At 62.1% G+C, this 23,048-nt stretch carries 26 protein-coding genes and 1 tRNA gene; 16 read left to right on the top strand and 11 right to left on the bottom strand.

Annotation, left to right across the window (positions count from 1 at the left end):
* The first annotated feature begins 17 nt into the window (after positions 1 to 17).
* Positions 18 to 1,442, top strand: a complete 1,425-nt coding sequence (locus ACF8MI_RS20700) for a GGDEF domain-containing protein (protein WP_104834430.1) — start codon at positions 18 to 20, stop codon at positions 1,440 to 1,442.
* 1 nt (position 1,443) lies between these two features.
* Here the strand turns inward: ACF8MI_RS20700 and ACF8MI_RS20695 are convergent, their stop codons facing one another.
* Complete coding sequence (locus tag ACF8MI_RS20695) at positions 1,444 to 2,205, bottom strand: TSUP family transporter (RefSeq protein ID WP_200928565.1); 762 nt, start codon at positions 2,203 to 2,205, stop codon at positions 1,444 to 1,446.
* A 100-nt stretch (positions 2,206 to 2,305) separates the two neighbouring features.
* Here ACF8MI_RS20695 and ACF8MI_RS20690 point away from each other — a divergent pair, with 100 nt between their 5' ends.
* Positions 2,306 to 3,211, top strand: coding sequence for a LysR family transcriptional regulator (locus ACF8MI_RS20690; RefSeq protein WP_156867705.1), 906 nt, complete (start codon positions 2,306 to 2,308; stop codon positions 3,209 to 3,211).
* A gap of 334 nt (positions 3,212 to 3,545) precedes the next feature.
* On the opposite strand, the gene ACF8MI_RS20685 is transcribed toward ACF8MI_RS20690, so the two are convergent.
* On the bottom strand, positions 3,546 to 3,902 hold the full coding sequence (locus tag ACF8MI_RS20685) for an SH3 domain-containing protein (RefSeq protein ID WP_019096764.1): 357 nt from the start codon (positions 3,900 to 3,902) through the stop codon (positions 3,546 to 3,548).
* Between the two features lie 555 nt (positions 3,903 to 4,457).
* Between ACF8MI_RS20685 and ACF8MI_RS20680 the strand changes: the two genes are divergently transcribed.
* A complete protein-coding gene (locus tag ACF8MI_RS20680; protein ID WP_060497641.1) occupies positions 4,458 to 4,643 on the top strand; it encodes a hypothetical protein in 186 nt (61 codons plus the stop codon).
* 75 nt (positions 4,644 to 4,718) lie between these two features.
* Here ACF8MI_RS20680 and ACF8MI_RS20675 read toward each other — a convergent pair whose 3' ends face one another.
* Positions 4,719 to 5,873 (bottom strand): MFS transporter, encoded by a 1,155-nt coding sequence (locus ACF8MI_RS20675; RefSeq protein ID WP_104834428.1) that lies wholly within the window; start codon positions 5,871 to 5,873, stop codon positions 4,719 to 4,721.
* 285 nt (positions 5,874 to 6,158) lie between these two features.
* On the opposite strand from ACF8MI_RS20675, the gene ACF8MI_RS20670 reads away from it, so the two are divergent.
* Positions 6,159 to 7,379, top strand: coding sequence for an amidohydrolase family protein (locus ACF8MI_RS20670; protein WP_392517765.1), 1,221 nt, complete (start codon positions 6,159 to 6,161; stop codon positions 7,377 to 7,379).
* A 53-nt stretch (positions 7,380 to 7,432) separates the two neighbouring features.
* On the opposite strand, the gene ACF8MI_RS20665 is transcribed toward ACF8MI_RS20670, so the two are convergent.
* The 3 genes from ACF8MI_RS20665 to ACF8MI_RS20655 form a co-directional block, all read right to left on the bottom strand.
* Positions 7,433 to 8,323, bottom strand: a complete 891-nt coding sequence (locus tag ACF8MI_RS20665; RefSeq protein WP_025753674.1) for a LysR substrate-binding domain-containing protein — start codon at positions 8,321 to 8,323, stop codon at positions 7,433 to 7,435.
* 117 nt (positions 8,324 to 8,440) lie between these two features.
* The gene (locus tag ACF8MI_RS20660; protein WP_016711479.1) at positions 8,441 to 8,620 is read right to left on the bottom strand and encodes a hypothetical protein; all 180 of its coding nucleotides are present in this window, start codon (positions 8,618 to 8,620) and stop codon (positions 8,441 to 8,443) included.
* A gap of 17 nt (positions 8,621 to 8,637) precedes the next feature.
* The gene (locus ACF8MI_RS20655) at positions 8,638 to 9,297 is read right to left on the bottom strand and encodes a methyl-accepting chemotaxis protein (protein WP_392492286.1); all 660 of its coding nucleotides are present in this window, start codon (positions 9,295 to 9,297) and stop codon (positions 8,638 to 8,640) included.
* A 1,904-nt stretch (positions 9,298 to 11,201) separates the two neighbouring features.
* Here ACF8MI_RS20655 and ACF8MI_RS20650 point away from each other — a divergent pair.
* Both ACF8MI_RS20650 and ACF8MI_RS20645 read left to right on the top strand, forming a co-directional pair.
* Complete coding sequence (locus ACF8MI_RS20650; protein ID WP_026020319.1) at positions 11,202 to 11,897, top strand: 3-oxoacid CoA-transferase subunit A; 696 nt, start codon at positions 11,202 to 11,204, stop codon at positions 11,895 to 11,897.
* An 8-nt stretch (positions 11,898 to 11,905) separates the two neighbouring features.
* Positions 11,906 to 12,547: a 3-oxoacid CoA-transferase subunit B gene (locus ACF8MI_RS20645; protein ID WP_060497646.1), complete on the top strand. Its 642-nt coding sequence runs from the start codon at positions 11,906 to 11,908 to the stop codon at positions 12,545 to 12,547.
* A 144-nt stretch (positions 12,548 to 12,691) separates the two neighbouring features.
* On the opposite strand, the gene arfB is transcribed toward ACF8MI_RS20645, so the two are convergent.
* Positions 12,692 to 13,105, bottom strand: coding sequence for an alternative ribosome rescue aminoacyl-tRNA hydrolase ArfB (gene arfB / locus ACF8MI_RS20640; protein WP_060497647.1), 414 nt, complete (start codon positions 13,103 to 13,105; stop codon positions 12,692 to 12,694).
* Between the two features lie 99 nt (positions 13,106 to 13,204).
* Positions 13,205 to 13,384, bottom strand: a complete 180-nt coding sequence (locus ACF8MI_RS20635; protein ID WP_060497648.1) for a hypothetical protein — start codon at positions 13,382 to 13,384, stop codon at positions 13,205 to 13,207.
* A gap of 261 nt (positions 13,385 to 13,645) precedes the next feature.
* Between ACF8MI_RS20635 and ACF8MI_RS20630 the strand changes: the two genes are divergently transcribed.
* Complete coding sequence (locus ACF8MI_RS20630) at positions 13,646 to 13,780, top strand: hypothetical protein (RefSeq protein WP_317851767.1); 135 nt, start codon at positions 13,646 to 13,648, stop codon at positions 13,778 to 13,780.
* Between the two features lie 51 nt (positions 13,781 to 13,831).
* The gene (locus ACF8MI_RS20625) at positions 13,832 to 14,179 is read left to right on the top strand and encodes a hypothetical protein (protein WP_223624402.1); all 348 of its coding nucleotides are present in this window, start codon (positions 13,832 to 13,834) and stop codon (positions 14,177 to 14,179) included.
* Between the two features lie 138 nt (positions 14,180 to 14,317).
* Here ACF8MI_RS20625 and ACF8MI_RS20620 read toward each other — a convergent pair.
* Positions 14,318 to 14,405, bottom strand: a tRNA-Ser gene (locus ACF8MI_RS20620).
* 134 nt (positions 14,406 to 14,539) lie between these two features.
* On the opposite strand from ACF8MI_RS20620, the gene ACF8MI_RS20615 reads away from it, so the two are divergent.
* The 8 genes from ACF8MI_RS20615 to ACF8MI_RS20580 all read left to right on the top strand — a co-directional run bounded on the left by ACF8MI_RS20615 (position 14,540) and on the right by ACF8MI_RS20580 (position 20,327).
* The gene (locus ACF8MI_RS20615; RefSeq protein WP_003251184.1) at positions 14,540 to 15,211 is read left to right on the top strand and encodes a Bax inhibitor-1/YccA family protein; all 672 of its coding nucleotides are present in this window, start codon (positions 14,540 to 14,542) and stop codon (positions 15,209 to 15,211) included.
* 204 nt (positions 15,212 to 15,415) lie between these two features.
* Positions 15,416 to 16,795, top strand: a complete 1,380-nt coding sequence (locus ACF8MI_RS20610; protein ID WP_060497740.1) for a nucleobase:cation symporter-2 family protein — start codon at positions 15,416 to 15,418, stop codon at positions 16,793 to 16,795.
* A 96-nt stretch (positions 16,796 to 16,891) separates the two neighbouring features.
* Positions 16,892 to 17,284: a sulfurtransferase complex subunit TusD gene (gene tusD, locus ACF8MI_RS20605; RefSeq protein WP_200928633.1), complete on the top strand. Its 393-nt coding sequence runs from the start codon at positions 16,892 to 16,894 to the stop codon at positions 17,282 to 17,284.
* A gap of 1 nt (position 17,285) precedes the next feature.
* Entirely contained in the window at positions 17,286 to 17,645 is a 360-nt protein-coding gene (tusC, locus tag ACF8MI_RS20600) for a sulfurtransferase complex subunit TusC (protein ID WP_060497742.1), read from the top strand.
* Positions 17,645 to 17,941, top strand: a complete 297-nt coding sequence (gene tusB, locus ACF8MI_RS20595; RefSeq protein ID WP_060497743.1) for a sulfurtransferase complex subunit TusB — start codon at positions 17,645 to 17,647, stop codon at positions 17,939 to 17,941. Before tusC ends, tusB begins: the two co-directional genes overlap by 1 nt.
* Entirely contained in the window at positions 17,938 to 18,273 is a 336-nt protein-coding gene (locus ACF8MI_RS20590; protein ID WP_060497744.1) for a TusE/DsrC/DsvC family sulfur relay protein, read from the top strand. The genes tusB and ACF8MI_RS20590 overlap by 4 nt, the downstream gene beginning before the upstream one ends.
* On the top strand, positions 18,270 to 19,271 hold the full coding sequence (locus tag ACF8MI_RS20585; RefSeq protein WP_156867703.1) for a glycosyl transferase family protein: 1,002 nt from the start codon (positions 18,270 to 18,272) through the stop codon (positions 19,269 to 19,271). Before ACF8MI_RS20590 ends, ACF8MI_RS20585 begins: the two co-directional genes overlap by 4 nt.
* A 96-nt stretch (positions 19,272 to 19,367) precedes the next feature.
* On the top strand, positions 19,368 to 20,327 hold the full coding sequence (locus tag ACF8MI_RS20580; RefSeq protein WP_104834321.1) for a glutathione S-transferase family protein: 960 nt from the start codon (positions 19,368 to 19,370) through the stop codon (positions 20,325 to 20,327).
* A gap of 33 nt (positions 20,328 to 20,360) precedes the next feature.
* On the opposite strand, the gene cysG is transcribed toward ACF8MI_RS20580, so the two are convergent.
* The gene (cysG, locus tag ACF8MI_RS20575) at positions 20,361 to 21,752 is read right to left on the bottom strand and encodes a siroheme synthase CysG (protein ID WP_060497747.1); all 1,392 of its coding nucleotides are present in this window, start codon (positions 21,750 to 21,752) and stop codon (positions 20,361 to 20,363) included.
* Positions 21,753 to 23,033: a serine--tRNA ligase gene (gene serS, locus ACF8MI_RS20570; protein ID WP_060497748.1), complete on the bottom strand. Its 1,281-nt coding sequence runs from the start codon at positions 23,031 to 23,033 to the stop codon at positions 21,753 to 21,755. It lies immediately after the preceding gene.
* Positions 23,034 to 23,048 lie beyond the last annotated feature (15 nt).

The raw sequence follows: 23,048 nt of genomic DNA, 5'->3' as shown, positions 1-23,048 counted from the left end.
CTGGATTTCGTTTCCGCTTGCCGGTCGAGCCCATGGTTTTTGCTGCCCAATCGCGCTTGTTGCCTTACGTCGTTCTGCTCTGCCTGACCTTTGCCCTCACCCTGGGGGGCATCCTGGCACGCCCGATCGAATCGCTGTCGCTGTTCTGGCCGGTGAATGCCGTATTGGCCGGTGTACTGCTGCGCTACCCTCGCCAGGCCACACTTACCGGCTTTGGCCTCGTCTGGCTGGCCATGGTCGGTGCCGACCTGCTGTGCGGCAGCGCCTGGGCCCCGGCCCTGTGGTTCAACCTGTGCAACCTGGGCGTGGTGGTGACCCTCTGGCAATTGCTGTCGCGCTTGCCGCGCCTGCACCGACGCATGCGAACCCCGCACGGCGTACTCAGCGTATTTGCCGCCTGCGCCGCTGGCGCCATGGTGGCGGCCAGCATGGCGGCGGCGATGGCCGCGCCCTGGTTCCAACAATCGTTGCGCGCCACTTGGCTGGCCTGGTTCAGCGAACAGTTCTCGACAAGCGTGCTGGTGCTGCCGGTGCTGCTGACTGCGCCCTCGGTACGGGCCTTGGTGCGCGGTGGTGCCCAGGCCATCCGCCTGGCACCGCTGCTGGTGCTGCTGGCCTCGCTGGCGTTCAGCATTGCCTTTGGCGGCCCCGGGGCCATTGCCTTCCCGATTGCCGCTTTGCTGTGGTGTGCCTGGACCTATTCGCCCTTTATGGTTTCGCTGCTGGCACTCACCGCCGGCAGTACCTTGATTGTGGCGGTGGCGCAAAACCTCATGCACTTTAGCGTGCCGCAAAGCGAGCCAGGGGTGACCACGCTGATGTCGGCGCGCCTGGGCATCGCCATGTTAGTGCTTGGCCCGCTGGTGGTGGCCTGCGTCAGCCAGGCCAACCGCAGCCTGATGGCCCGCCTGGCGCACCAGGCGACCATCGACCACCTTACCGGCGTGCTCACCCGCAGTGCCTTTACCCGCCGCGCCAACGCGTTGCTGGACAGCCGCCAACAGCATGCCCAGGCACTGCCGGTGACCCTGATGATGCTGGACATCGACCATTTCAAGTCGATCAACGATGTCCACGGCCACGCGGTTGGTGACCAGGTGCTGCGCCAGTTCGCCAGCACCTTGCAAGACCAGTTGCACAACGATGAGCTGCTCGCGCGCCTGGGAGGCGAGGAGTTCGTCGTCATTCTCCCGGGCCTTGCGCCAGAACGGGCCAAGTTCACCGCCGAACGCCTGCGCCGCGCCGTACAGGACCTGCATGTGGTGCAGGCCGACCAGCGCCTGCAGATTACCGTCAGTATCGGCCTGGCCGGCTGCGACGCCGACCGCCCGGCCCCCAGCCTGGACGCGCTGCTGGCAAGCGCCGACCAGGCGCTGTACCGGGCCAAGGCCCATGGCCGCAATCGCGTCGAGCAGGCCGAGGCGCAGCGCCAGGTGATCTGAGTCAACCGGCCAGCAAGTCCCACGACAGCTTGGCGATCAGCACGCACAACAGCACCAGGAACAACCCGCGGACAAAGCCGGCGCCCTTGCGCACTGCCAGCCAGGTACCGGTCAGCGCGCCCAGGATGTTGCACACCGCCATGGGCAGGGCGATGGCATACAACACGTTGCCCGTCGGCACGAAGAACACCAGTGCCGCCAGGTTGGTGGCGATGTTCACCACCTTGGCCGACGCCGAGGCGTGCAGGAAGTCCAGGGCAAAGAAGCGGATGAACAGGAAGATCAGGAAGCTTCCGGTGCCCGGGCCAAACAGACCGTCGTAAAAACCGATCGCACCGCCGATCAGCACCGCCAGGCACTGCTCCTTGCGGCCGATTTGCGCAGGCTTGTGCAGGGTGCCGAAGTCTTTCTTGCAGAAGGTGTAGATGGCCATCAGCACGATCAGCACCAGCACCGCCGGGCGCATCACGCTGGGCGGCACCAGCGACACCGTGGCGGCACCGGCGAACGACATGACAAAGGCGCTGAGTGCAGCGGGTACGATCAGCCCCCAGTCCAGCGTCACCTTGCGGATAAACGACCGCGCCGCGAAGGCCGTGCCGCACACCGACGCCAGCTTGTTGCTGCCGAGCAATGCCGCTGGCTGTGCGGTGGGCAGCGCATTGAACAAGGCAGGGATCTGGATCAGCCCACCGCCCCCCACGGCGGCATCGATCAGCCCAGCGGCAAAAGCGAACACGGAAAGTACAGCGATATCCATCATGATGCAGGCCCAGAGGCAGAGAAGACGCCTGCAAGGCTAATCAAAGTACCGCGTTTGTGTTGAAATGCCATATTGCGAAAACTGCAACAAGGAGCAGACGATGGCATTGGACATGCTGCGGGAAATCCAGGCGTTCGTCAGCGTGGCACACAAGCGCAGCTTTGTCGCCGCTGCCCGCGCATTGGGGCGCTCTCCCAGCGCAGTTACCCGGGCTGTGCAAACCCTGGAAGACAATGCCGGAAGCAAGCTGCTCAACCGCAACGCCAACGCCGTGACCTTGACCGAAGCCGGCAAGCGCCTGTTGCCGCACGCCGAACGCTTGCTGGATGTGCAACGCGATGCAGCCGACGAACTGGCCGCGCTCAGCGGCAGTGCCCAAGGCTGGATCCGCTTTGCCGTGCCGCAGTTGCTGGGGGAGCATGTGTTGCCGCAGGTGCTTGCCGAGTTTTCTCGCTGCCACCCGCAAGTGACCCTGGACGTGCAGTACAGCGACGAAGCCCTCGACCCACTGCAAGGCAAATTCGATTTCGTGGTACGCGGCGCCTTCCCCCAATCAAGCGAGCTGATCGGCTACCCGCTTTGGCCCTATCAGCGCCACCTGTATGCCAGCCCCGCCTACCTGGGCCAGGCCGGCACACCGCAACACCCGGAAGACCTGGAGGGGCATACGCTGATCCTGCATACCGCGCCACGCATCCTCAAGGCCTGGCATTTCTGCCGCGAGGGCCAGATCACCAGCCTGCGCCCCAGGCCCAGGTTGCGCCTGGGTTCGGGTGATGCGGTGTACCACAGCACCCTGGCCGGTGCCGGTATCGCCCGCCTGGCCGCCTGGGTTGGCGAAGCGCATGTCAAAACCGGGCGCCTGGTGCGGGTGTGCCCACAGTACCGCCTGACCTCCAGCAGCGGCCAGGACCCGCAGATGCATGCGCTGTACCCTGCCGGCGAGCTGCCGGCACGGGTACGTGACTTGCTGGCGGCCCTGCGCCGAGCCGGCATGGCCCAATGAAACAGCCACTGAAACGGCTGTTCAATTTCTGCTCAATTTAACAGAGCCCGCCGTGGGCTTGGCTTTCAGCACTTTATCCACAGACCTACCCACGTTTTTTGTGGACAGATTTCCCCGCGCAAAGAATGACTTATCCCATGCGCGGGTAAACGTTGAACCTCAGCTTGGCGGAATCGTACCAAGAAGACCAATCAGAATGGTCAGTAGCAGAAAACCACCCAGGAATAGCGCCAGCTTGCCCATTGGAACCTCTACAGTTGTGATGCGGGAATGGGCATATTCTCGGCCTTGGGCTGATACGGTTACAGATTCAGCTTTGTGGAAAAAAAGCGGATCAGATGGAAACCTGCTGAAGCTTTTCTGCAGGCAGCCAGCCCAGCTCGCCATTGCCATGGCGACGGCACCAGACCCACCCGTTGAGCGGGCGCAGCATCTGCACCCGTTGCCCGGGGTCGGCATCGAGCTCATGCGCTGAGTAATTGTCCAGTGCCCTGCCCTGGCACACGCTGATCCGCTCGATCAACTGGGCCGGCACCCAGCCAGGCTCCTGACCACTGCAGGTGCACAGGTACCAGTCCTGCCAGCCTGGCTCACCCTCGTAGCGTGGCCCGATGTTCAGCAGCGTGCCCTTGGCGAAGCGAATGGGCCGCGGGTATTCACTGCGATGGGGTTCAATGACAACGTAATGCATGGGCCTCTCCTTGGCCGGGTAAACCTTCGATGGGTGCAGCAGCGGAAAAAACCACCGCTGCACCGCGCTTGTATCGTTATCTGTACCCATTGAGACCTGATACACAAGCACGTATCCAACGGGTCAATCGGACATATCGGCGATACAGCTATCAACTTTACTAGCACACATCAACCCGCCCCACTGGCTCATACCAAGGAGATGCCCGATGCCTGCCCGCCACTCGACACGCGGCCAGGCGGTCGTGGATGCGAACCACTTGTAACGCGCAAGCAATTGCTACACGAAGTTGCGAAGGGCACGGCAAGCCATTTACAGGAAATTGCCGAGAGCCTGTAGGGACGAAGCCCCGTTGTGGCTAGGTATCACGCGGGGTTCAGCCAAGATTGAATGAAACGATTTGAAATGCAGCTTGTAGGATCTTTTACCTCGCAACGTAGGAGTATTCGCCTTGAGGGGATTTCCCTGTATGAAACATCAGTTTCTACAGCAAAATCGAGCTGCTACGGTCCGGTTTTCCTACAACGGCACGGAAGCCCACAGCGTGAGAAAAGCATGGACCCGTACAATGCCTCGGCCCTGAAGCTGCAGAAGAATTTGCTGAACCTGCGCCTTGAGCGCGATCGCCTAAGGAGGGAGGGTAAGGACAACGAAGCGGACGCGTTGGCTGAACCGATCGCCAGGATAGAGGCGGCTATCCAGCAGTTACCGGATAGCTTGAAGCCCGTGACCTTGCAGTGACCTCTAACATCCTGCAAGGCAAGCACCGGCTCTGTAATCCATGGGCTCGCCCCCGTCGGCCCCAAGTGCCAGCACTCAGTAGGCAGCCTTTCTGCCCACGCCTTTAGCGCTCGCCCCCAGGCAGGTCACCGCAAAGGCAATCACCAACGCCCCGGTCCCCAGCAAAAAGATCAACTGCTGGTTCGACCCCTCCACCAATAGGGCAATCAAAGCCGGCGTCACCGCCGCAGCGCCCATCAAGGTAATACTGACCAGCGGCGTAAGCTTGCCGGTCGGGTCGTTGGTGGTGATCAGCGCCATGTAGTACGACAGTGACAGCACCCAGCCAAAGTTGATCAGCAACAACGCCACGAACAACTGCATCGGTGTGCGGGTATGGCCCGTGAGCATGGCGATGGAAACGAACACCGCCACCAACCCCACAGCAATCATCAGTTGGCGGTTGACCCGCGCCCCCAGCAGGCTTGGCAGCCCCGCCCCAGGCAATCCGCCAATGGCCGACAGGCCGAACGCCCAACCGATGTCGACCCCGCTGATACCCTGGTCTCGCGCCAGCTGGTCGATGAAGCCCCACACACAGTAAATGGCAATCTGCATGAACAGCATGCCCACCAGCGCCGTACGCCCGGTACGTGCCGAACCACCCTGGGCAGGTGAGCCTTCGCCACTGGCCAGCAACGCCGCCGGACGGCGCGGCAACACCAGGCTGGCGCCGCAGATCAGCAAATACCACAGGCCGAATGCGCACAATGCAGTTACGGTGCCGCTCTGCGCGGCCAGCAACGGCAATGCGGCGGAGAACAGCGAGTATTCGGGGGTTTGCAACAACAGCATCAACCCGAACGATCGGTCCTGGTTGGGCAAGCGGCCCAGCATGCACACCGCGTAGGCATAAACCAGCCCCGCACAGGTGCCGGCCGCCAGGCGCACGACCAGCAACATCGTGTTGGTGATGGCAAAGGCGGTGGCGATACTCAACGCCACGCACAGCGCGCCAACGAACAGGCACAGACTGCGCCCGCCATGGCGCTTCATCAGCAGCGGGCACAGCAAGGTGCCCAGAGTCATGCCAATCATCTCGACCGACACCACCCAGCCTTGCTGGTCGAGTGACAGGCTCAGTTGCTCCGTGACCAAACCCATGAAGATGGGCTGCACACCACAGACGATGAAGGAAGTACAGGCGATGAAAATCAGCGCGGCACGCAGCAGCTTGGAATCGTAGGTCATGGGAGGACTCCGACACGGCATTTGTTTTTATTGTGTGTGAGGCTCAGCCCTGGAGGGCGCCATGACTGGCGGCTGGGCCGATCTCGAGCTCAATCCTGGGCCGTGATCGAACGCTTTGAAAGTTAATTATCAGAATCGAATGCAGTGGGCTTTTTAATGCAGGGCAACTTCACCAGCCCGCATCCAGAAATGCACTGAACCCAATCCTGATAATTAATTGGAGACATGCCCGCATCCGCCCTACCGTGGTACGTCACCCAAGCCGTTAGTAAAAAAGGCCCAACCATGAACGACCGTGAGTTCATCAACGCCATCGACGCCGATGGCCTGCCTCTGAACATTGCCGTAAGCAATGGCCGCATCAGCCACATCGGCCCGCAACGCGCCAGCACGCCCGCCCGCGAAACCATCGACCTCGAAGGCCTGCTGGCGCTGCCGGGCTTTGTCGATGGCCACATCCACCTGGATAAAAGCTTCGTCGGTGACCGCTGGCACCCGCACCAACCCGTGGCCAGCCTGCGCGAACGCCTGGCCGTGGAAAAACGCGAACTGGCCAGCGCCCCGCCCATCGTCGAGCGCGCCGATGCGCTGATGCGCCAGGCAGCCTCGTTTGGCACCCTGGCCATGCGTTGCCATGTGGACGTGGACGCCACCACCGGCCTTACCAACCTGCATGCCATGCTCGAAGCCCGGGACATGTGGAAAGACCTGATCGACATCCAACTGGTGGCCTTCCCCCAGGCCGGCGTGGTGACCTGCCCCGGCACTGCTGAAGTGATGGAAGCGGCCATCCGCGAAGGCGTGCAGGTGGTCGGCGGCATCGACCCGACCACCCTTGATGGCGATGCCGATGGCCAGCTCGACATCGTGTTCGGCATCGCCGACCGACATGGGGTGAAGGTCGACATCCACCTGCATGAGCCTGGCGATATCTGTATCGCCCAACTCGAACGCATCGCTGCCCGCACCCAGGCACTGGGCATGCAAGGCCTGGCGGCGGTCAGCCACGCCTATGGGCTGGGCGACGTATCCGATGCCGTGGTCGACCGCACCGCCGAAGTGCTGGCTGGCGCCGGCATTTCCATCATGACCAACGCCCCCGGCGAGCATGCTTTTCCCCCCGTCCTGCGCCTGCGTAACGGCGGCGTGCGGGTGTTTACCGGCAACGACAACATCCAGGATGCCTGGTGGCCCTACGGCAACGGCGACATGCTGCAACGGGCCATGCTGGTCAGCTACCGCTCAGGCTTCAACACCGACGAGGAACTGCGGGTAGCGTTGCACATGGCGACCGAGGCGGGTGCCGGCGTGATGGGTAAACAGGACTACGGCTTGAAGGTGGGCAATGAAGCCAGCTTCATCCTGTTCAAGGCACCGAATGCCGCTGCGGCGGTGGCGGCTGCCATTCATGAGCGGGTGATCGTGCGCCACGGGGCGTTCTGGGGCGGGCCTGCGCAGTTGCAGTTGGAGGCTGCGCAGTTTGCTGCCGAACTGCGCCGCCACTGACAGGCAAAAATCCTGGGGCTGCCATGCAGCCCCATGGCCCTGACTGACAGCCACTAGACCAAGATTTCCTCTGCTTCTGCCCGCAAAATACCTATCAGAATTTCGGCCAACGCCATAACCATCGGATCCGCCGTAGGCCGATGAAAAATCGCCGCCTCAAACACTTTGATCGGCTTGAACCCTTCTTCCACCCCCAGCACCCGATGCCCCGCCGTCACCACCCGCGATGGCAACAGGCTCACCCCCAGCCCATTGGCCACCGCCTCCTGAATCCCTGCCAGGCTCGAACTGGTGAATGCAATGCGCCAACTGCGCCCCATGGCCTCGACCGCACTGATCATGTCATCCCGGTACAACCCGCGTGGCGGAAAGGTCACCAGCGGAATCGGGTCCTGGGCAAAACACGGGTACTGCGCGCTGTCGATCCACTCGATGCGCTCCGGCTGGCAGGCATTCGCCTCGCGGCTGTGGCGCCGCTGCTTGATCAACACCAGGTCCAGCTCGCCACGGTCGTAGGTGCTCATCAAATCGCGGCTCAACCCACCGGTAATCTCCAGCTTCACCGTCGGGTTGCGCCGGTTAAATGCTGCCAGCGCCTGCATCGTCTTGCCCGCGACAAAATCGTCCGGCAGGCCGATCCGCACGGTCACCGTCACTCCGCCCGACATGGCCTCGGTGAGCTGATTACTCACCGCCAGCAAATGCCGTGCGTAACGCAGCAGGGTTTCACCGGCGTCGGTCGGGTGCACTTCGCGGTTGCTGCGGTCTAGCAGTTGCTGGCCGACCAGTTCCTCCAGCCGGCGCACCTTCTGGCTGACCGTGGACTGGGTGGAATGCAGGCGGGCTGCGGCGGTGGTGAAACTGCCGCAGTCGGCCACCATGACCACGGTGCGGAGCATGTCCAGGTCGTAGATGGCGCGATTGGGGTTGGTGGATTCTGACATTTGGCGGGTTCAGCTTTTGGAATGGGGCTTGCTGCATGATGCCTGAAGCAGGCGTGCATTAGGCATTGCCCTGATGCGAGGTGCGCTTTGTGCGTGCGCACGAGTGATGTCCAGGGCTTACGATTGAGCGTTTTTGCGGGGTGCGCGTTGAAAACGCGTCACCACGATTTGAACAGCACCTGCCACCAGACACAACACGCCTATTTTCCAGCCCCCTTCCAGGCCGAAGTGCTCGGATGCCTTCCCAGCGGCAATTACGCTTACGAAGATGGCGACAGGGAGGATCAGTTTGTTCATGTAGTCTTCCAGGTGTACTAAGCAGAGATCGGGACAGCGCCCCGTGCGCCATCATCGCTGACTTCGAACTGCCCCACCAGCTTCTGCAACTTGCCGGCATCCACCTTCACCTTCTGCGCACTGCTTTGCAGCACCACGGCGGTCTGGCGCATCTCGCTGGACGACTGGTTGACCTGCTCGATGGTCTTGCCGTATTCCACACTGCGCCGGTTGAGCTGCTGGATGATGGCGAACATGCCCTCCACCGCCTGGTGAAGTTGCACATTTTCCGAAGAGGCGTCCTCGGCGAGGCGCAGACTGTTGTCGACGTCCTGCACGCCCTGCTCCATGAAGCTTACGGCCTGACGGGTTTCGCCCTGCAGGCTTTCGACCATATGGCGAATGTCGTCGGCAGCACGCGAGGTGCGCGCGGCCAGGCTACGCACTTCCTCGGCCACCACCGCAAAGCCACGGCCATGCTCCCCGGCGCGCGCCGCCTCGATGGCGGCATTGAGCGCCAGCAGGTTGGTCTGGTTGGTGATTTCGCTGATCAACCCGGTAATGTTGTCGATCTCGACCATGCGGCTGTCGAGCCGCTGCACGCTGGACGACGAGCGCGCGACCACATCGCGGATCGACTGCGTGCCCGCCTGCACCGCCAAGTACTGCTCGCGCGCGCGGCTGACCACTTCGTCCATGGCCTGCTTCATCTGCTCGGCACTGACCGAAGCCTGCTGCAACTCGCCGAGCTGCTCTTCCATGATGATCATCATCTGGTGCACGGCGTCCGCCACATCGGCGGAGCTCACGCTGGCTTCCTGGCTGCGCCCGAGCATCACTTGGTTGGTGCTGCCGACGGTGCGGCTGGCCTTGACCACCTGCCCCACCACCGCGTCCAGGCGGTCGATGAAGCTGTTGATCCAGCGCGCCATGTCGCCGCTTTCGTCGTTGGCCAAGGTGCTGGTGTCCAACCGCTGGCGCAGGTTGCCTTCTCCCTCGGCGATGGTGCGCAGCACGCCGCTCATGCCATTCAGCCTGGCCGCCAGGCGCTTGGGCCCGAGCACACCGAACAGCAACGTGGCGCCGAGCATGCTCGCGGCCTCGATTGCGTCGTTCAGCCCTTGCGGCAGGCCTGCACAGTGCTGCACCAGGTAGTTGCAGCCGAAAAGGGCCGCCATGATCGCCACATAGGGCTTCATCAAACCGTAGCTCAGCGAGCGCCGGCGGTAGACCTCCTCCAGGTCTGCCTCGCACATCATGCCCCAGCGGTCGGGTGAGCCCGGCAACTGGAACGTTACGCCCTTGCCCACCACCGGTACGTGGCGATAATCCGAATAGCCGGGGTAGGTCACGAACAGGTTTTCACCGCGCCTGATGGTCTCCCTTACGCCCGGGTGCAGTTCCCGCGTGGAGGGATCGGTGAAACGCAGCTCCAGTTCGGTATGGCGCTGGACCTGCACCGTGGTCCAGGGCGTGTGCACGCCGCTCTTGAGGTTTTCGCCATGGGTGAAGGTGGCGTCTTCGAAGCGCGAGCGGGACAGCGCGATGCCAGGCTGAATGGCAAGGTCGAAGCGCGATTGCGCCATGAACAGGTAGTTGTCACCCGACTCGGGGTAGATGTGCCCGGCCTCGCGCTGGATCAGATCGCCCAGCACGTCGTTGGGCACCCGCCCGCACAGGCAACCGAGCACTTTGCCCGCGTGCCTGAGGGGCTGGTAGAACATCAGCGTGACTTCGTCGTGAAAGCGTGAGGATGACGGGCCGATCTGCAAGGTCAGTGGGTCGCTGTAAGGCCCGTGCAGAAAGGGGGCTTTCAGCCCTTGTGCCAGGGCTGACATGTGTTCGATACGCGGCGTGCCACGTTGGGGCCAGGTCGAAGCGATGACGCTGCCGTGGGCATCGACGACAAACAGTTCGGAAAAGTCCTCGGCCTGGGCCAGCGTGCTGCGCAACATCGCGCTATCGACTTGAGCGAGACCGGGCGCCAGTTGATCGGCCAACTCGGCCAGATGCTCCCACTGCTCGCGCGCCCACTCATGCAGCAACTGCACACGGGTGTGGGCGATGGCTTCGAAGGTTTGCTCGATCTGCGGGTAACTGGCCCGGTTAACGCGGCACGCCCAGCCCATGCTGAATTTGCCAGTTTTACCAAACCACGGCAGCCAGCCCTTTTCATGCGACGACAACTGCATCGAACCACTGGAAAGCGACATTATCTTCACCATACGCGACATCGAATGGCAATCTGATAGCAAGTCGCACGCCAACGCGGCAGGGGTGATTAATGGGTGATTTCGCGAGCCTGCCGCACTTGATCAGTGCAGAACCGTGGCAGAGAAGCGCAAAGCGCACCAACGAGGGGCAACAATGATGGGATCACACGTTCAAGTTGAGTGAGGCAGATAGCTTCCGAAACTGCTCGCACATCGCACAACAGTTCGATAATCGCACAAATTCAGCCAAACCCCCTCTACTGTTGCCCTATCTTGCGGCACGCTATAGCGAAAGTCAGCAAGTAATTTCAACCGCTGACAGGCCCCATCGCGTCACGCGCTCCGGCCAGCCCGACAACCACAACTCCAGGAACAACCAGGAGCTCGCCTTGATCAATAAAACGTACGAGTCCATCGCCAGCGCGGTGGAAGGGATTACCGACGGTTCGACCATCATGGTCGGTGGCTTTGGCACGGCGGGCATGCCGTCCGAGCTGATCGACGGCCTGATTGCCACCGGTGCCCGCGACCTGACCATCATCAGCAACAACGCCGGTAACGGCGAGATCGGCCTGGCCGCCCTGCTCATGGCAGGCAGCGTGCGCAAGGTGGTCTGCTCGTTCCCGCGCCAGTCCGACTCCTACGTGTTCGACGAACTGTACCGCGCCGGCAAGATCGAGCTGGAAGTAGTCCCGCAGGGCAACCTGGCCGAGCGTATCCGCGCCGCGGGTTCGGGCATTGGTGCATTCTTCTCGCCAACCGGCTACGGCACCCTGCTGGCCGAAGGCAAGGAAACCCGAGAGATCGACGGTCGCATGTACGTGCTGGAAATGCCGCTGCACGCCGACTTTGCGTTGATCAAGGCGCACAAGGGCGACCGTTGGGGCAACCTGACCTACCGCAAGGCCGCCCGCAACTTCGGCCCGATCATGGCCATGGCCGCCAAGACCGCCATCGCCCAGGTCGACCAGGTTGTCGAACTCGGTGAACTGGACCCGGAACACATCATTACCCCGGGTATCTTCGTCCAGCGCGTGGTCGCCGTGACCGGCGCTGCCGCTTCTTCGATCGCCAACGCTGTCTGAGGCCTGCCATGACCATCACCAAAAAGCTCTCCCGCACCGAGATGGCCCAGCGCGTGGCCGCAGACATCCAGGAAGGTGCCTACGTCAACCTGGGCATCGGCGCACCTACCCTGGTGGCCAACTACCTGGGCGACAAGGAAGTGTTCCTGCACAGCGAAAACGGCCTGCTGGGCATGGGCCCAAGCCCGGCCCCGGGCGAGGAAGACGATGACCTGATCAACGCCGGCAAGCAGCACGTGACCCTGCTGACTGGCGGTGCATTCTTCCACCATGCCGACTCGTTCTCGATGATGCGTGGCGGCCACCTGGACATCGCCGTACTGGGCGCATTCCAGGTGTCGGTGAAGGGCGACCTGGCCAACTGGCACACCGGTGCCGAAGGTTCGATCCCGGCCGTAGGCGGCGCAATGGACCTGGCCACCGGCGCCCGCCAGGTGTTCGTGATGATGGACCACCTGACCAAATCCGGCGAAAGCAAACTGGTGCCTGAGTGCACCTACCCGCTGACCGGCATTGCTTGCGTCAGCCGTATCTACACTGACCTGGCCGTGCTGGAAGTGACGCCTGAAGGGCTGAAAGTGGTCGAGATCTGTGCGGATATCGACTTTGACGAGTTGCAGAAGTTGAGTGGTGTGCCGCTGATCAAGTGATCGGCGAAACCTTCTGGCAAGACGCAATCTCTGTGGCTTGCCTGCGATGGGCTGCGTAGCAGCCCCCATGGCCCCAGTCAACAGCCACTGTCTTTGCTCACTCAGGCGATACCGACACTTGCCAGCACCGTTCCACCACCCGCACTAAAACTCCACCTTGCCCCGCCCCGCCTTGACGGTGCTCCGCCTGGCTTTTCCTTCGAGGCGGCGGGTCTTCGAGCCGAGGGTCGGCTTGGTGGGGCGCCGTTTCTTCTCGGTCTTGCCGGCAGCGATGATCAACTCGGCGAGACGCGCCAATGCGTCAGCACGGTTCTGCTCCTGGGTGCGGTACTGCTGAGCCTTGATGATCAACACGCCGTCGCCGGTGATGCGACTGTCACGCAGCGCCAGCAGCCGCTCTTTGTAGAACCCTGGCAATGATGAGGCCGGGATGTCGAAGCGCAGGTGCACGGCGCTGGACACCTTGTTGACATTCTGCCCACCCGCGCCTTGCGCACGAATGTAGGTCAGTTCGATTTCGGCATCCGGCAGATGCACGTTGTTGGAGATGGTCAGCATGACATGGTCCTGGTAATTACCCCATTATCACAGCCTCCGTCGCTCTCCCATAGAACAACAGCACGCAAAGTGTGGCCGCCTTTGCCTTAGCCGCAGCGCCTAAGGCTGGACGTTGTTGCTGCGTGCACGCTGAAAGCGTGTAACCACAATTTGAACAGCTCCGGCCACAAGGCACAGCACACCTATTTTCCAGCCCCCTTCCACGCCAAAGTTATCGGCGATCGTCCCTACGATCATCACGCTTACGAAGATGGCGGCGGGCAGGATCAGTTTGTTCATTTTGGTATTCCGAATGCGAGCGACAGAATGTGTGAGGAGGCACAGTCTACACAGAGACAGTGCCAGCGCCGGTCATGATTTCGTAACCAGGCCGGTAACCTGTGGAAATACTCAAGCCGCCAAGCGGTAACCCCCAATGGGATAACATCCCCCATTCATGCATTGCGGTAGCCACCCTGTACAAGATGGAAAGGTAAGGACGCTTTCTCCATGACGAGCTGGAACGCTTTTTACTAACGCACGAACGAACGCGCGCCCTCTCTGCTGCTCAGTTGCGCCATTGATCACGCCAGGCACCTACGTCCCCTGCATGCGGTAGACCTCGGGTGTGGCGCGGGTAATGAAGCGCTGCAGATGATCCAGGCGGGCTGGCAGGTGCTGGCCATCGATAAATAACCTGAGGCCATCGCTCGAACCGCCAACAAATGCTCACCAGTTGAGGCACGAATGCTGAACGCCAAGGTGGCAGACTTTGAGTACCTTGCCGAGCTACCGCCTTCAAGCCTGATTCATGCCGGGCTTGCCCTTCCCTTTTGCCACCCTGGGCGATTCGATCACCTGTGGAATCTGATGTGCAAAGCGCTGGTTCCCGGAGGTGTTTTTGCAGGTCATTTCTTCGGGCTAAGGCACGGCTGGGCTAGCCAGGGGCATATGTCGTTTCATAGCGTTGAAAATGTTCAGGCGCTTGCTGCGGGGTTGGAAACTGTCCTGCTGCGCGAAACCGAATCAGCCATGGTCATCGATTCCGGAACGGTGAACTGGCATCGGATTGATGTCATTCTGCGCAAGGCGTGATGCCGAAGCCCTGAGAAGATCTGGGCTTTTCTGGACTTGAAAGTCGTTGGCCTTGCTGGACTCAGGCCGTCTGTCTTCAGAGACTCATTTTACGGCCCCAAAAACGCAAAAAGCCCTGAGTAATCAGGGCTTTGAATGTGGCGGAAGCGTAGAGATTCGAACTCTAGGATAGTTGCCCATCGACGGTTTTCAAGACCGTTGCCTTAAACCACTCGGCCACGCTTCCAGCTCGTTTTGCGGCCGCCATAATACCTTAATGAAACACGCTGTCAAACTCTCTGTGTCGCGGGTTGTGGGAGCTCTGATAGACTCCTAGCATCTGAACGTTCGAAACCACAGGTTTTACCAAGGAGTGTCGCCATGCGCGAACAGGATTACGCCGTACACCACGGCCAGCAGGTCGAGCAGCAGGAGATCAGCAAGGTCCTGCGCAACACGTACAGCCTGCTGGCACTTACCCTCGCCTTCAGCGGTGTCATGGCCTTCGTCGCCCAGCAGATGCGCGTCGGCTACCCGAACGTGTTCGTGGTGCTGATCGGCTTCTACGGGCTGTTCTTCCTCACCAACAAACTGCGTGATTCGGCCTGGGGCCTGGTGTCGACCTTTGCCCTCACCGGCTTCATGGGCTTCATCCTCGGCCCGATCCTCAACCGCTACCTGGGCATGGCCGGTGGCGCTGAAGTGGTCAGCTCGGCGTTTGCCATGACTGCGCTGGTGTTTGGTGGTCTGTCGGCCTATGTGCTGATCACCCGCAAGGACATGAGCTTCCTCAGTGGCTTCATCACTGCTGGCTTCTTCGTTCTGCTGGGTGCTGTCGTGGCCAGCTTCTTCTTCCAGATCAGCGGCCTGCAACTGGCGATCAGCGCTGGCTTCGTGCTATTCTCGTCGGTGTGCATCCTGTTCCAGACCAGCGCGATCATTCATGGTGGCGAGCGTAACTACATCATGGCGACAATCAGTCTGTATGTGTCGATCTACAACCTGTTTGTCAGCCTGCTGCAGCTGTTCGGCATCATGGGTCGTGATGACTGATTGATGAATGTGCGAGAAAGCCCGCTTCGGCGGGCTTTTTTGTGGGCACTACTTAGCCCCAGAAAGCACAACCAATAACTGACCAAAAAGTCAGATAACTAGGCACATGGTCGCCGATCGTGCCGCCATCGTGCTTTTCTCTACCGCAATCCCTCATCACCCCGTAGAATGCGCTCCTTTTTTCTTCCGGGGCAGCTTCCAGCAATGAGCTCACACGAACACAGCCCAGGCGCGGCGGCGCCTGCCAATGAACTGGTGCTTGGCCTTGAGGACAAGCCACGGCTGGTGATCGGCCTGCTGGCGGCCCTGCAGCACCTGCTGGCGATCATTGTGCCGATCGTGACCCCTGGCCTGCTGATCTGCCAGGCGCTGGGTGTTTCGGCGCGTGATACCAACCTGATCGTTTCCATGTCGCTGGTGATCTCGGGTATTGCCACCTTCGTCCAGTGCAAACGTTTCGGGCCGTTCGGCGCTGGGCTGCTGATTGTTCAGGGCACCAGCTTCAACTTCGTCGGTCCGCTGATTGCTGGCGGTGCGCTGATGGTCAAGCAAGGCACGCCGGTAGAAGGCGTGATGGCGGCTATTTTCGGCGTGGTGATCGCAGGCTCGTTCGTGGAGATGGGCGTTTCGCGCATCCTGCCCTTCGTAAAGCGTCTTATCACCCCGCTGGTGACTGGCATCGTGGTGCTGATGATCGGCCTGACGCTGATCAAGGTCGGCCTTATCAGCATGGGTGGCGGCTTTGGCGCCATGGCCAACGGCACCTTCGCCAATAGCGAAAACCTGCTGCTGTCGGGCGTGGTACTGGCGATTATCGTGATCCTCAACCGCGTCCCGGTGGTGTGGATGCGCAGCTGCGCCATCGTCATCGCCTTGGCGGTTGGTTATGCATTGGCCGGTTACATGGGCCGCCTGGATTTCACCGGCATGCATGAAGCCGCGCTGTTCCAGGTGCCTACACCGCTGCACTTCGGCCTTGGCTTCTCCTGGGCGCTGTTCATTCCGATGTTGGTGATTTACCTGGTGACTTCGCTGGAAGCCATCGGTGACGTTACCGCCACCAGCAAGGTCTCGCGCCAGCCGGTCGAAGGGCCGGTGTGGATGCAGCGGATCAAGGGCGGCGTGCTGGTCAACGGAGCCAACTCGCTGCTGGCGGGCTTGTTCAACACCTTCCCCAGCTCGATCTTTGCGCAGAACAACGGCGTGATTCAGCTGACCGGTATTGCCAGCCGCCATATCGGTATCTGGATTGCCGTGATGCTGGTGCTGCTGGGCCTGTTCCCGAGCGTTGCCGGGGTGATTCAGGCGGTGCCGGAGCCGGTGCTGGGTGGTGCGGCCATGGTGATGTTCGGTGCGGTCGCGGCTTCGGGGATCAATATTCTGGCTAGCACCCGGCTGGACCGCCGCGCGCTGCTGATTATTGCGGTGTCGCTGGCCTTGGGCCTGGGTGTGGCGCAGGTGCCGGAATTCCTGGCGCATATGCCGGCTGCGATCCGCAATGTGCTGGAGTCGGGTGTGGCCACGGGCGGTATCTGTGCCCTGGTGTTGAACTGGTTCCTGCCGGAGAGCAAGGAACACGCCTGAGCCCTTCAGGCATGACAGGAAGCCCGCCCCGCCATGCACAAGCGGGCGCGGGCTTTTTTGCTTTATCATGGCACCATTCCTTTGCATGAGTTACCCATGAAATTCGCTATCACGGTGTTCTCTCCGGCCCATGCGCCCTCTTCACGGCGCGCCTTGCGCTATGCCGAGGCGGTACTGGCCGGCGGGCATGAGATTGCCCGGTTGTTCTTCTATCAGGACGGGGTGCACAGTGCCTCGGCCAACGTGGTCGCCCCGCAGGACGAACTCGACGTGGCCGGCCAGTGGCGCGCCTTTATCGAGACTAACCAACTGGACGCCGTGGTGTGTATCGCTGCCGCCCTGCGCCGTGGCGTGCTCGATGAAGCCGAGGCCAGCCGCTACCAGCGCCCGGCCGTGAACCTGCCCAAGCCTTGGGAGCTGTCGGGTCTTGGCCAGTTGCATGAGGCTGCGCAGGTAGCCGACCGCCTTGTCTGCTTCGGAGGCGACTGAAATGGCCAAATCCTTGTTGATCATCAGCCGCCAGGCACCGTGGAACGGCCCATCCGCCCGTGAAGCACTGGACATCGCCCTGGCCGGCGGCGCGTTCGACCTGCCGCTGGGCATGCTGTTCCTCGACGATGGCGTGTTCCAGCTTGCGCCCAACCAACAACCCACCGCCGTGCAACAGAAGAACCTGGCCGCCAACCTGCAAGCACTGCCGATGTTCGGTGTTGAAGAGCTGTTTGCCTGTAGCCACAGCCTCACCCGCCGCGGCCTGGCAGCCGACACCCTGGCACTGCCGGTACAAGTGCTCGATGACGCAGCGCTAACCGCGCTGATCGCCCGTTTCGACCAGGTGGTAACGCTCTGATGACGACCCTGCATGTAATTGCCCACTCCCCGTTCGGCGACGAACGCCTGGCCAGCTGCCTGCGCCTGCTCGGTGCCGACGACGCGCTGCTGCTGTGCGGCGATGCGGTGTATGCCTTGCGCAGCGGCAGCGAGCCGCACCACCTGCTACAAGCTGCCGGCCTGGCCCAGCGCCTGTTCGCCTTGGAAGAAGACGTGCAGGCCCGCGCAGTCGGCAACGACCTGGCCAAGGCCGTGGACTACCCTGGCTTCGTCGAACTGTCGCTGCACTACGACAAGGTCAACAGCTGGCTATGAATACACTCAACGTTGGCGATAACGCCATCGCCCTGGACAAGGACGGCTTTCTGGTCGACCTGCAAGACTGGTCCCACGCTGCCGCCGAGGCCTTGGCCGAGCGCGAGGGCATCCCGTTGACCGCGGACCATTGGGAAATCCTCGAACTGCTGCGTGAGTTCTACCAGGAATACCAGCTGTCCCCGGCCACACGCCCGCTGATCAAGTACACGGCCCTGAAGCTGGGGCCGGAGAAGGGCAACAGCCCGCACCTGAACCGCCTGTTCAACGGCACACCCGCCAAACTTGCCGCCAAGCTGGCGGGCCTGCCCAAGCCGACCAACTGCATATGAACGAACCTCGCCCACTTACCCTGGAAACCCCGGCCGAACACCCGTTCGCCGAATTCGTGCGCATTCTCGGCAAAGGCAAGCGCGGCGCGCGTGGCCTGACCCGCGAAGAAGCCCGCGCAGCCATGACTCTGCTGCTGGAAGGCAAAGTCGAAGACACCCAGCTGGGTGCATTCCTCATGCTGCTGCGCCATAAAGAGGAAAGCGCCGACGAGCTTGCCGGTTTCACCGAGGCCCTGCGCGCCCACCTGCAGGCACCGAGCATTGCAGTGGACCTGGACTGGCCCACCTACGCCGGCAAAAAGCGCCACCTGCCCTGGTACTTGCTGGCGGCCAAATGCCTGGCCGGCAACGGCGTGCGTATCCTGATGCACGGTGGCGGCGCCCACACCGCCGGGCGCATGTACACCGAGCAACTGCTCGAGCTGCTGCAAATCCCCCTGTGCCGCGACTGGGCCGCTGTCGGCAGCACCCTCGACCAGCATCAGCTGGCGTTTTTCCCGCTGCACGACTGGGCGCCGCAATTACAGCGCATGATCGACCTGCGCAACACCTTGGGCCTGCGCTCGCCCATCCACTCCCTTGCCCGGGTACTTAACCCGCTGGGCGCACGCTGCGGCCTGCAAAGTATCTTCCACCCCGGTTACCAGGCGGTGCACCGCGAGGCCAGTCGCCTGCTGGGCGATCATGCGGTGGTAATCAAGGGCGATGGCGGTGAGATCGAAGTAAACCCCGATGTCATCAGCCACCTCTACGGCACCACGGCAGGCGAAGCGTGGGACGAAGAGTGGCCAGCACTGAGCGAACGCCGCCATGTGAAACCGGCCAGCCTGCAAGCCGAACACTTGCTGGCATTCTGGCGGGGCGAAGTGGAAGACAGCTATGGCGAGAAGGCCCTCATCGCCACCATGGCCCTGGCCCTGCGTGGCCTGGGGCAGGACCGCGAGCAGGCGTTCGCAACCGCCCAAGGCTATTGGGAGACACGCAACAAATCGATTTAGCCGATCATAACCCCCGGTTATTTGCGCTATTTATTCGAACGTTTTGGCCTAGACTGGGCTCCAACGACAAACAACTTTGTTCCGAGGAGCCTACGCATGGGCCTTTTGATCGACGGCCGCTGGCATGACCAGTGGTATGAAAACGGCAAGGACGGCACGTTCAAACGTGAAAACGCCCAACGCCGCAATCAACTGCCCGCCCCTGAGGCCGGCCGCTACCACCTGTACGTCTCGCTGGCCTGCCCATGGGCCCACCGCACCCTGATTGTCCGCGCACTCAAAGGCCTGGAGCCCTTGATCGATGTCTCGGTAGTCAGTTGGCTGATGCAGGACCACGGCTGGACTTTCGATGTGCAGCAAGGCTCCACGGGCGACCACCTCGACGCCTTGCAGTACCTGCACCAGCGCTACACCCAGGATGACCCGCACTACACCGGCCGCGTGACCGTACCCGTGCTGTGGGACAAGAAAGAGAAGCGCATCGTCAACAATGAATCGTCGGAGATCATCCGCATCTTCAACAGCGCGTTTAACGAGCTGACCGGCAATACACTGGACCTGTACCCCGAACCGCTGCGCCCAACCATCGAGGCGCTCAACGAGCGCATCTACCCGGCCGTGAACAACGGCGTGTACCGCGCAGGCTTTGCCACCACGCAGGAGGCGTACGAAGCCGCGTTCGACGACGTGTTCAATGAGCTGGACTATCTGGAAGACGTGCTAAGCCGCAATCGCTATCTGGCGGGTGAATACCTGACCGAAGCCGATGTGCGCCTGTTTACCACGCTGGTGCGCTTCGATGCGGTGTATCACGGGCATTTCAAGTGCAACCTGCGGCGCCTGAGCGACTACCACAACCTGTCGAACTGGCTGCGCGAGCTGTATCAGTGGCCTGGTGTGGCGGGCACGGTGGATATGGAGCATATCCAGAAGCACTATTACATGAGCCACAAAACCATCAACCCGACCGGTGTCGTGCCAAAGGGGCCTTTGCAGGACTTTGGCCTGGCGCATGATCGGGAGCGGTTGGCGGGCAAGGGGATTTGGCAGGTTTGAGATTGCCGGGGCTGCTTTGCAGCCCCAACGATTTCAGCCGTTTTGCGAACCTTCAAACCAGGCCAGCTTTTCACGCAGTTGCACGACTTCCCCCACAATCACCAGGGTAGGCGCATGCACTTCATGCCGCGCCACCAGCTCTGGCAAATCCGCCAGGGTACCGGTGAATACCCGCTGATTACGCGTAGTCCCCTGCTGCACCAACGCAGCCGGCGTACTCGCCGCCCGCCCATGGCGAATCAGCTCGGCACAGATGGTCGGCAAGCCCACCAACCCCATGTAGAACACCAAGGTCTGCGCCGGCGCCACCAGGTCATCCCACGGAAGGTTGCTGGTGCCATCCTTCAGGTGCCCGGTCACGAAGCGCACCGACTGGGCGTAGTCCCGGTGAGTCAGCGGAATCCCACCATAAGCGGAACAGCCGCTGGCCGCCGTAATGCCCGGCACCACCTGGAACGGAATGCCATGCTCGGCCAGCTCTTCGATCTCTTCGCCACCCCGGCCGAAGATGAACGGGTCGCCCCCCTTCAGACGCAGCACACGCTTGCCCTGCTGAGCCAGATCGACCAGCAGGCGGTTGATCTGGTCCTGCGGCACGGCGTGGTCGGCGCGGCGCTTGCCCACGTAGATACGCTCGGCATCACGCCGGCACATCTCGATGATCGCGGGGGCTACCAGGCGGTCGTACAGCACCACGTCGGCCTGCTGCATCAGGCGCAAGGCACGGAAGGTGAGCAAGTCGGGATCACCCGGGCCTGCACCGACCAGATACACCTCGCCCCCCTGCTGCACCGGCGCGCCGTCTACCATCGCTTGCAACAGGCGTTCGGCCTCGGCACCCTGCCCGGCCAGCTGACGCTCGGCAATCGGCCCCTGGAACACGGTTTCCCAGAAGCCTCGGCGCTGGTTGACGTCCGGGTACAAGGATTTCACCTTGTGCCGAAAGCGCGCTGCCAGGCCGGCCAGCTCACCATAGGCCGACGGAATCCAGGCCTCGAGCTTGGCGCGAATCAACCGCGCCAAAACCGGGGCGTCACCGCCACTGGACACCGCAATCACCAGGGGTGAACGGTCAACGATCGCCGGGAAGATCACCGTGCACAGGGCCGGCGCATCCACCACATTGACCGGCAGGCTGAGGGCCTGCGCATCCGCTGACACCTGGGCATTCAGCCCTGGGTCGTCGGTCGCTGCGATCACCAGCCGGCAACCGACCAGGTCAGCGGCCTGATAGCCACGCACCAGCACCTCACCGCCACCTTCCCGGGCCAACGCAGCCAACTGGCCGTCGACATCCGGCGCCACCACGCGCAGCACGCCACCGGCATCCGCCAGCAGGCGCGCCTTGCGCAAGGCGATCTCACCGCCACCGACGACCAGCACGCGGCCGCCCTGCAGCTTGTGGAACAGCGGCAGGTAATCCATTTAGCGGATGACCTCGACGCCGCCCATGTACGGCTTCAGCACGTCCGGCACGCGGATCGAACCATCAGCCTGCTGGTAGTTTTCCAGCACGGCAACCAGTGTACGTCCGACGGCCAGGCCGGAGCCGTTGAGGGTGTGCACCAGCTCTGGCTTGCCGGTTTCCGGGTTGCGCCAGCGGGCCTGCATGCGGCGCGCCTGGAAGTCGCCGCAGTTGGAGCACGAGCTGATTTCGCGGTACTTGTCCTGGCTCGGCACCCACACTTCCAAGTCGTAGGTTTTGACGGCGCCAAAGCCCATGTCGCCGGTGCACAGGGCCAGTACGCGATAAGGCAGCTCCAGCAGCTGCAGTACACGTTCGGCGTTGGCGGTCAGGCCTTCCAGCGCTTCCATCGACTTGGCCGGTTCTACCACCTGCACCATCTCGACCTTGTCGAACTGGTGCTGGCGGATCATGCCGCGGGTGTCACGGCCGGAAGCACCGGCTTCACTGCGGAAGCACGGGGTATGGGCAACCAGTTTCAGCGGAAGCTGCTTGGCGTCAAGGATCTCACCGGCCACCAGGTTAGTCAGCGACACTTCGGCGGTCGGGATCAGATAGAAGTCCGCCTCACCTTCGCGGGTGATCTTGAACAGGTCCTCCTCGAACTTCGGCAGCTGGCCGGTGCCTTGAAGGGCCGGGGCCTGCACCAGGTACGGGGTGTAGTGCTCCTCGTAGCCGTGCTCGCCGGTGTGCAGGTTGATCATGAATTGCGCCAGGGCGCGGTGCAGGCGGGCGATCGGGCCACGCAGCACGGCAAAACGGGCGCCAGACAGCTTGGCAGCGGCTTCGAAGTCCAGGCCACCGCTGACTTCGCCCAGGGCGACGTGGTCCTTGATTTCGAAGTCGAAGGCCTTCGGCGTGCCCCAACGGCGCACTTCGACGTTGTCGTCTTCGCTGGCACCGACCGGTACGCTGGCGTCCGGCAGGTTGGGGATGGTCAGCAGGATGCCATCCAGTTCGGCCTGGATGGCGTCCAGTTCGGTCTTGCCAGCAGCCAGTTCATTGGCCATGCGCTCGACGTCGGCCATCAATGGCGCGATGTCTTCGCCCTTGGCCTTGGCCTGGCCGATGGACTTGGAACGGGCGTTGCGCTCGGCTTGCAGCTGCTCGGTGCGAGTCTGCACTGCCTTGCGGCGCTCTTCCAGTGATTCGATGCGCGCGACATCCAGGCTGAAGCCACGGGAGGCCAGGCGATCCGCCACTTCCTGAAGTTGGCCGCGTAACAGTTTGGAATCGAGCATATCGTTCTCTCGTTA

This window comes from Pseudomonas sp. yb_9 (genome assembly GCF_043103635.1).
Lineage (GTDB): Bacteria > Pseudomonadota > Gammaproteobacteria > Pseudomonadales > Pseudomonadaceae > Aquipseudomonas > Aquipseudomonas monteilii.
This window is presented reverse-complemented; position numbering and strand designations above follow the sequence as displayed.

Excerpts from the sequence above, each read along its gene's own strand:
- ACF8MI_RS20610 (WP_060497740.1), top strand. The coding sequence starts at position 15,416 with ATGAGCTCACACGAACACAGCCCAGGCGCGGCGGCGCCTGCCAATGAA.
- arfB (WP_060497647.1), bottom strand. The coding sequence starts at position 13,105 with ATGCTGACCATCTCCAACAACGTGCATCTGCCGGATGCCGAAATCGAA.
- ACF8MI_RS20695 (WP_200928565.1), bottom strand. The coding sequence starts at position 2,205 with ATGATGGATATCGCTGTACTTTCCGTGTTCGCTTTTGCCGCTGGGCTG.
- ACF8MI_RS20645 (WP_060497646.1), top strand. The coding sequence starts at position 11,906 with ATGACCATCACCAAAAAGCTCTCCCGCACCGAGATGGCCCAGCGCGTG.
- ACF8MI_RS20685 (WP_019096764.1), bottom strand. The coding sequence starts at position 3,902 with ATGCATTACGTTGTCATTGAACCCCATCGCAGTGAATACCCGCGGCCC.
- ACF8MI_RS20690 (WP_156867705.1), top strand. The coding sequence starts at position 2,306 with ATGGCATTGGACATGCTGCGGGAAATCCAGGCGTTCGTCAGCGTGGCA.
- tusC (WP_060497742.1), top strand. The coding sequence starts at position 17,286 with ATGGCCAAATCCTTGTTGATCATCAGCCGCCAGGCACCGTGGAACGGC.
- ACF8MI_RS20590 (WP_060497744.1), top strand. The coding sequence starts at position 17,938 with ATGAATACACTCAACGTTGGCGATAACGCCATCGCCCTGGACAAGGAC.
- ACF8MI_RS20655 (WP_392492286.1), bottom strand. The coding sequence starts at position 9,297 with ATGGACGAAGTGGTCAGCCGCGCGCGCGAGCAGTACTTGGCGGTGCAG.
- ACF8MI_RS20580 (WP_104834321.1), top strand. The coding sequence starts at position 19,368 with ATGGGCCTTTTGATCGACGGCCGCTGGCATGACCAGTGGTATGAAAAC.
- ACF8MI_RS20635 (WP_060497648.1), bottom strand. The coding sequence starts at position 13,384 with ATGAACAAACTGATCCTGCCCGCCGCCATCTTCGTAAGCGTGATGATC.
- tusB (WP_060497743.1), top strand. The coding sequence starts at position 17,645 with ATGACGACCCTGCATGTAATTGCCCACTCCCCGTTCGGCGACGAACGC.
- cysG (WP_060497747.1), bottom strand. The coding sequence starts at position 21,752 with ATGGATTACCTGCCGCTGTTCCACAAGCTGCAGGGCGGCCGCGTGCTG.
- tusD (WP_200928633.1), top strand. The coding sequence starts at position 16,892 with ATGAAATTCGCTATCACGGTGTTCTCTCCGGCCCATGCGCCCTCTTCA.
- ACF8MI_RS20660 (WP_016711479.1), bottom strand. The coding sequence starts at position 8,620 with ATGAACAAACTGATCCTCCCTGTCGCCATCTTCGTAAGCGTAATTGCC.
- ACF8MI_RS20625 (WP_223624402.1), top strand. The coding sequence starts at position 13,832 with ATGCTGAACGCCAAGGTGGCAGACTTTGAGTACCTTGCCGAGCTACCG.
- serS (WP_060497748.1), bottom strand. The coding sequence starts at position 23,033 with ATGCTCGATTCCAAACTGTTACGCGGCCAACTTCAGGAAGTGGCGGAT.
- ACF8MI_RS20680 (WP_060497641.1), top strand. The coding sequence starts at position 4,458 with ATGGACCCGTACAATGCCTCGGCCCTGAAGCTGCAGAAGAATTTGCTG.
- ACF8MI_RS20675 (WP_104834428.1), bottom strand. The coding sequence starts at position 5,873 with ATGACCTACGATTCCAAGCTGCTGCGTGCCGCGCTGATTTTCATCGCC.
- ACF8MI_RS20665 (WP_025753674.1), bottom strand. The coding sequence starts at position 8,323 with ATGTCAGAATCCACCAACCCCAATCGCGCCATCTACGACCTGGACATG.
- ACF8MI_RS20670 (WP_392517765.1), top strand. The coding sequence starts at position 6,159 with ATGAACGACCGTGAGTTCATCAACGCCATCGACGCCGATGGCCTGCCT.
- ACF8MI_RS20585 (WP_156867703.1), top strand. The coding sequence starts at position 18,270 with ATGAACGAACCTCGCCCACTTACCCTGGAAACCCCGGCCGAACACCCG.
- ACF8MI_RS20615 (WP_003251184.1), top strand. The coding sequence starts at position 14,540 with ATGCGCGAACAGGATTACGCCGTACACCACGGCCAGCAGGTCGAGCAG.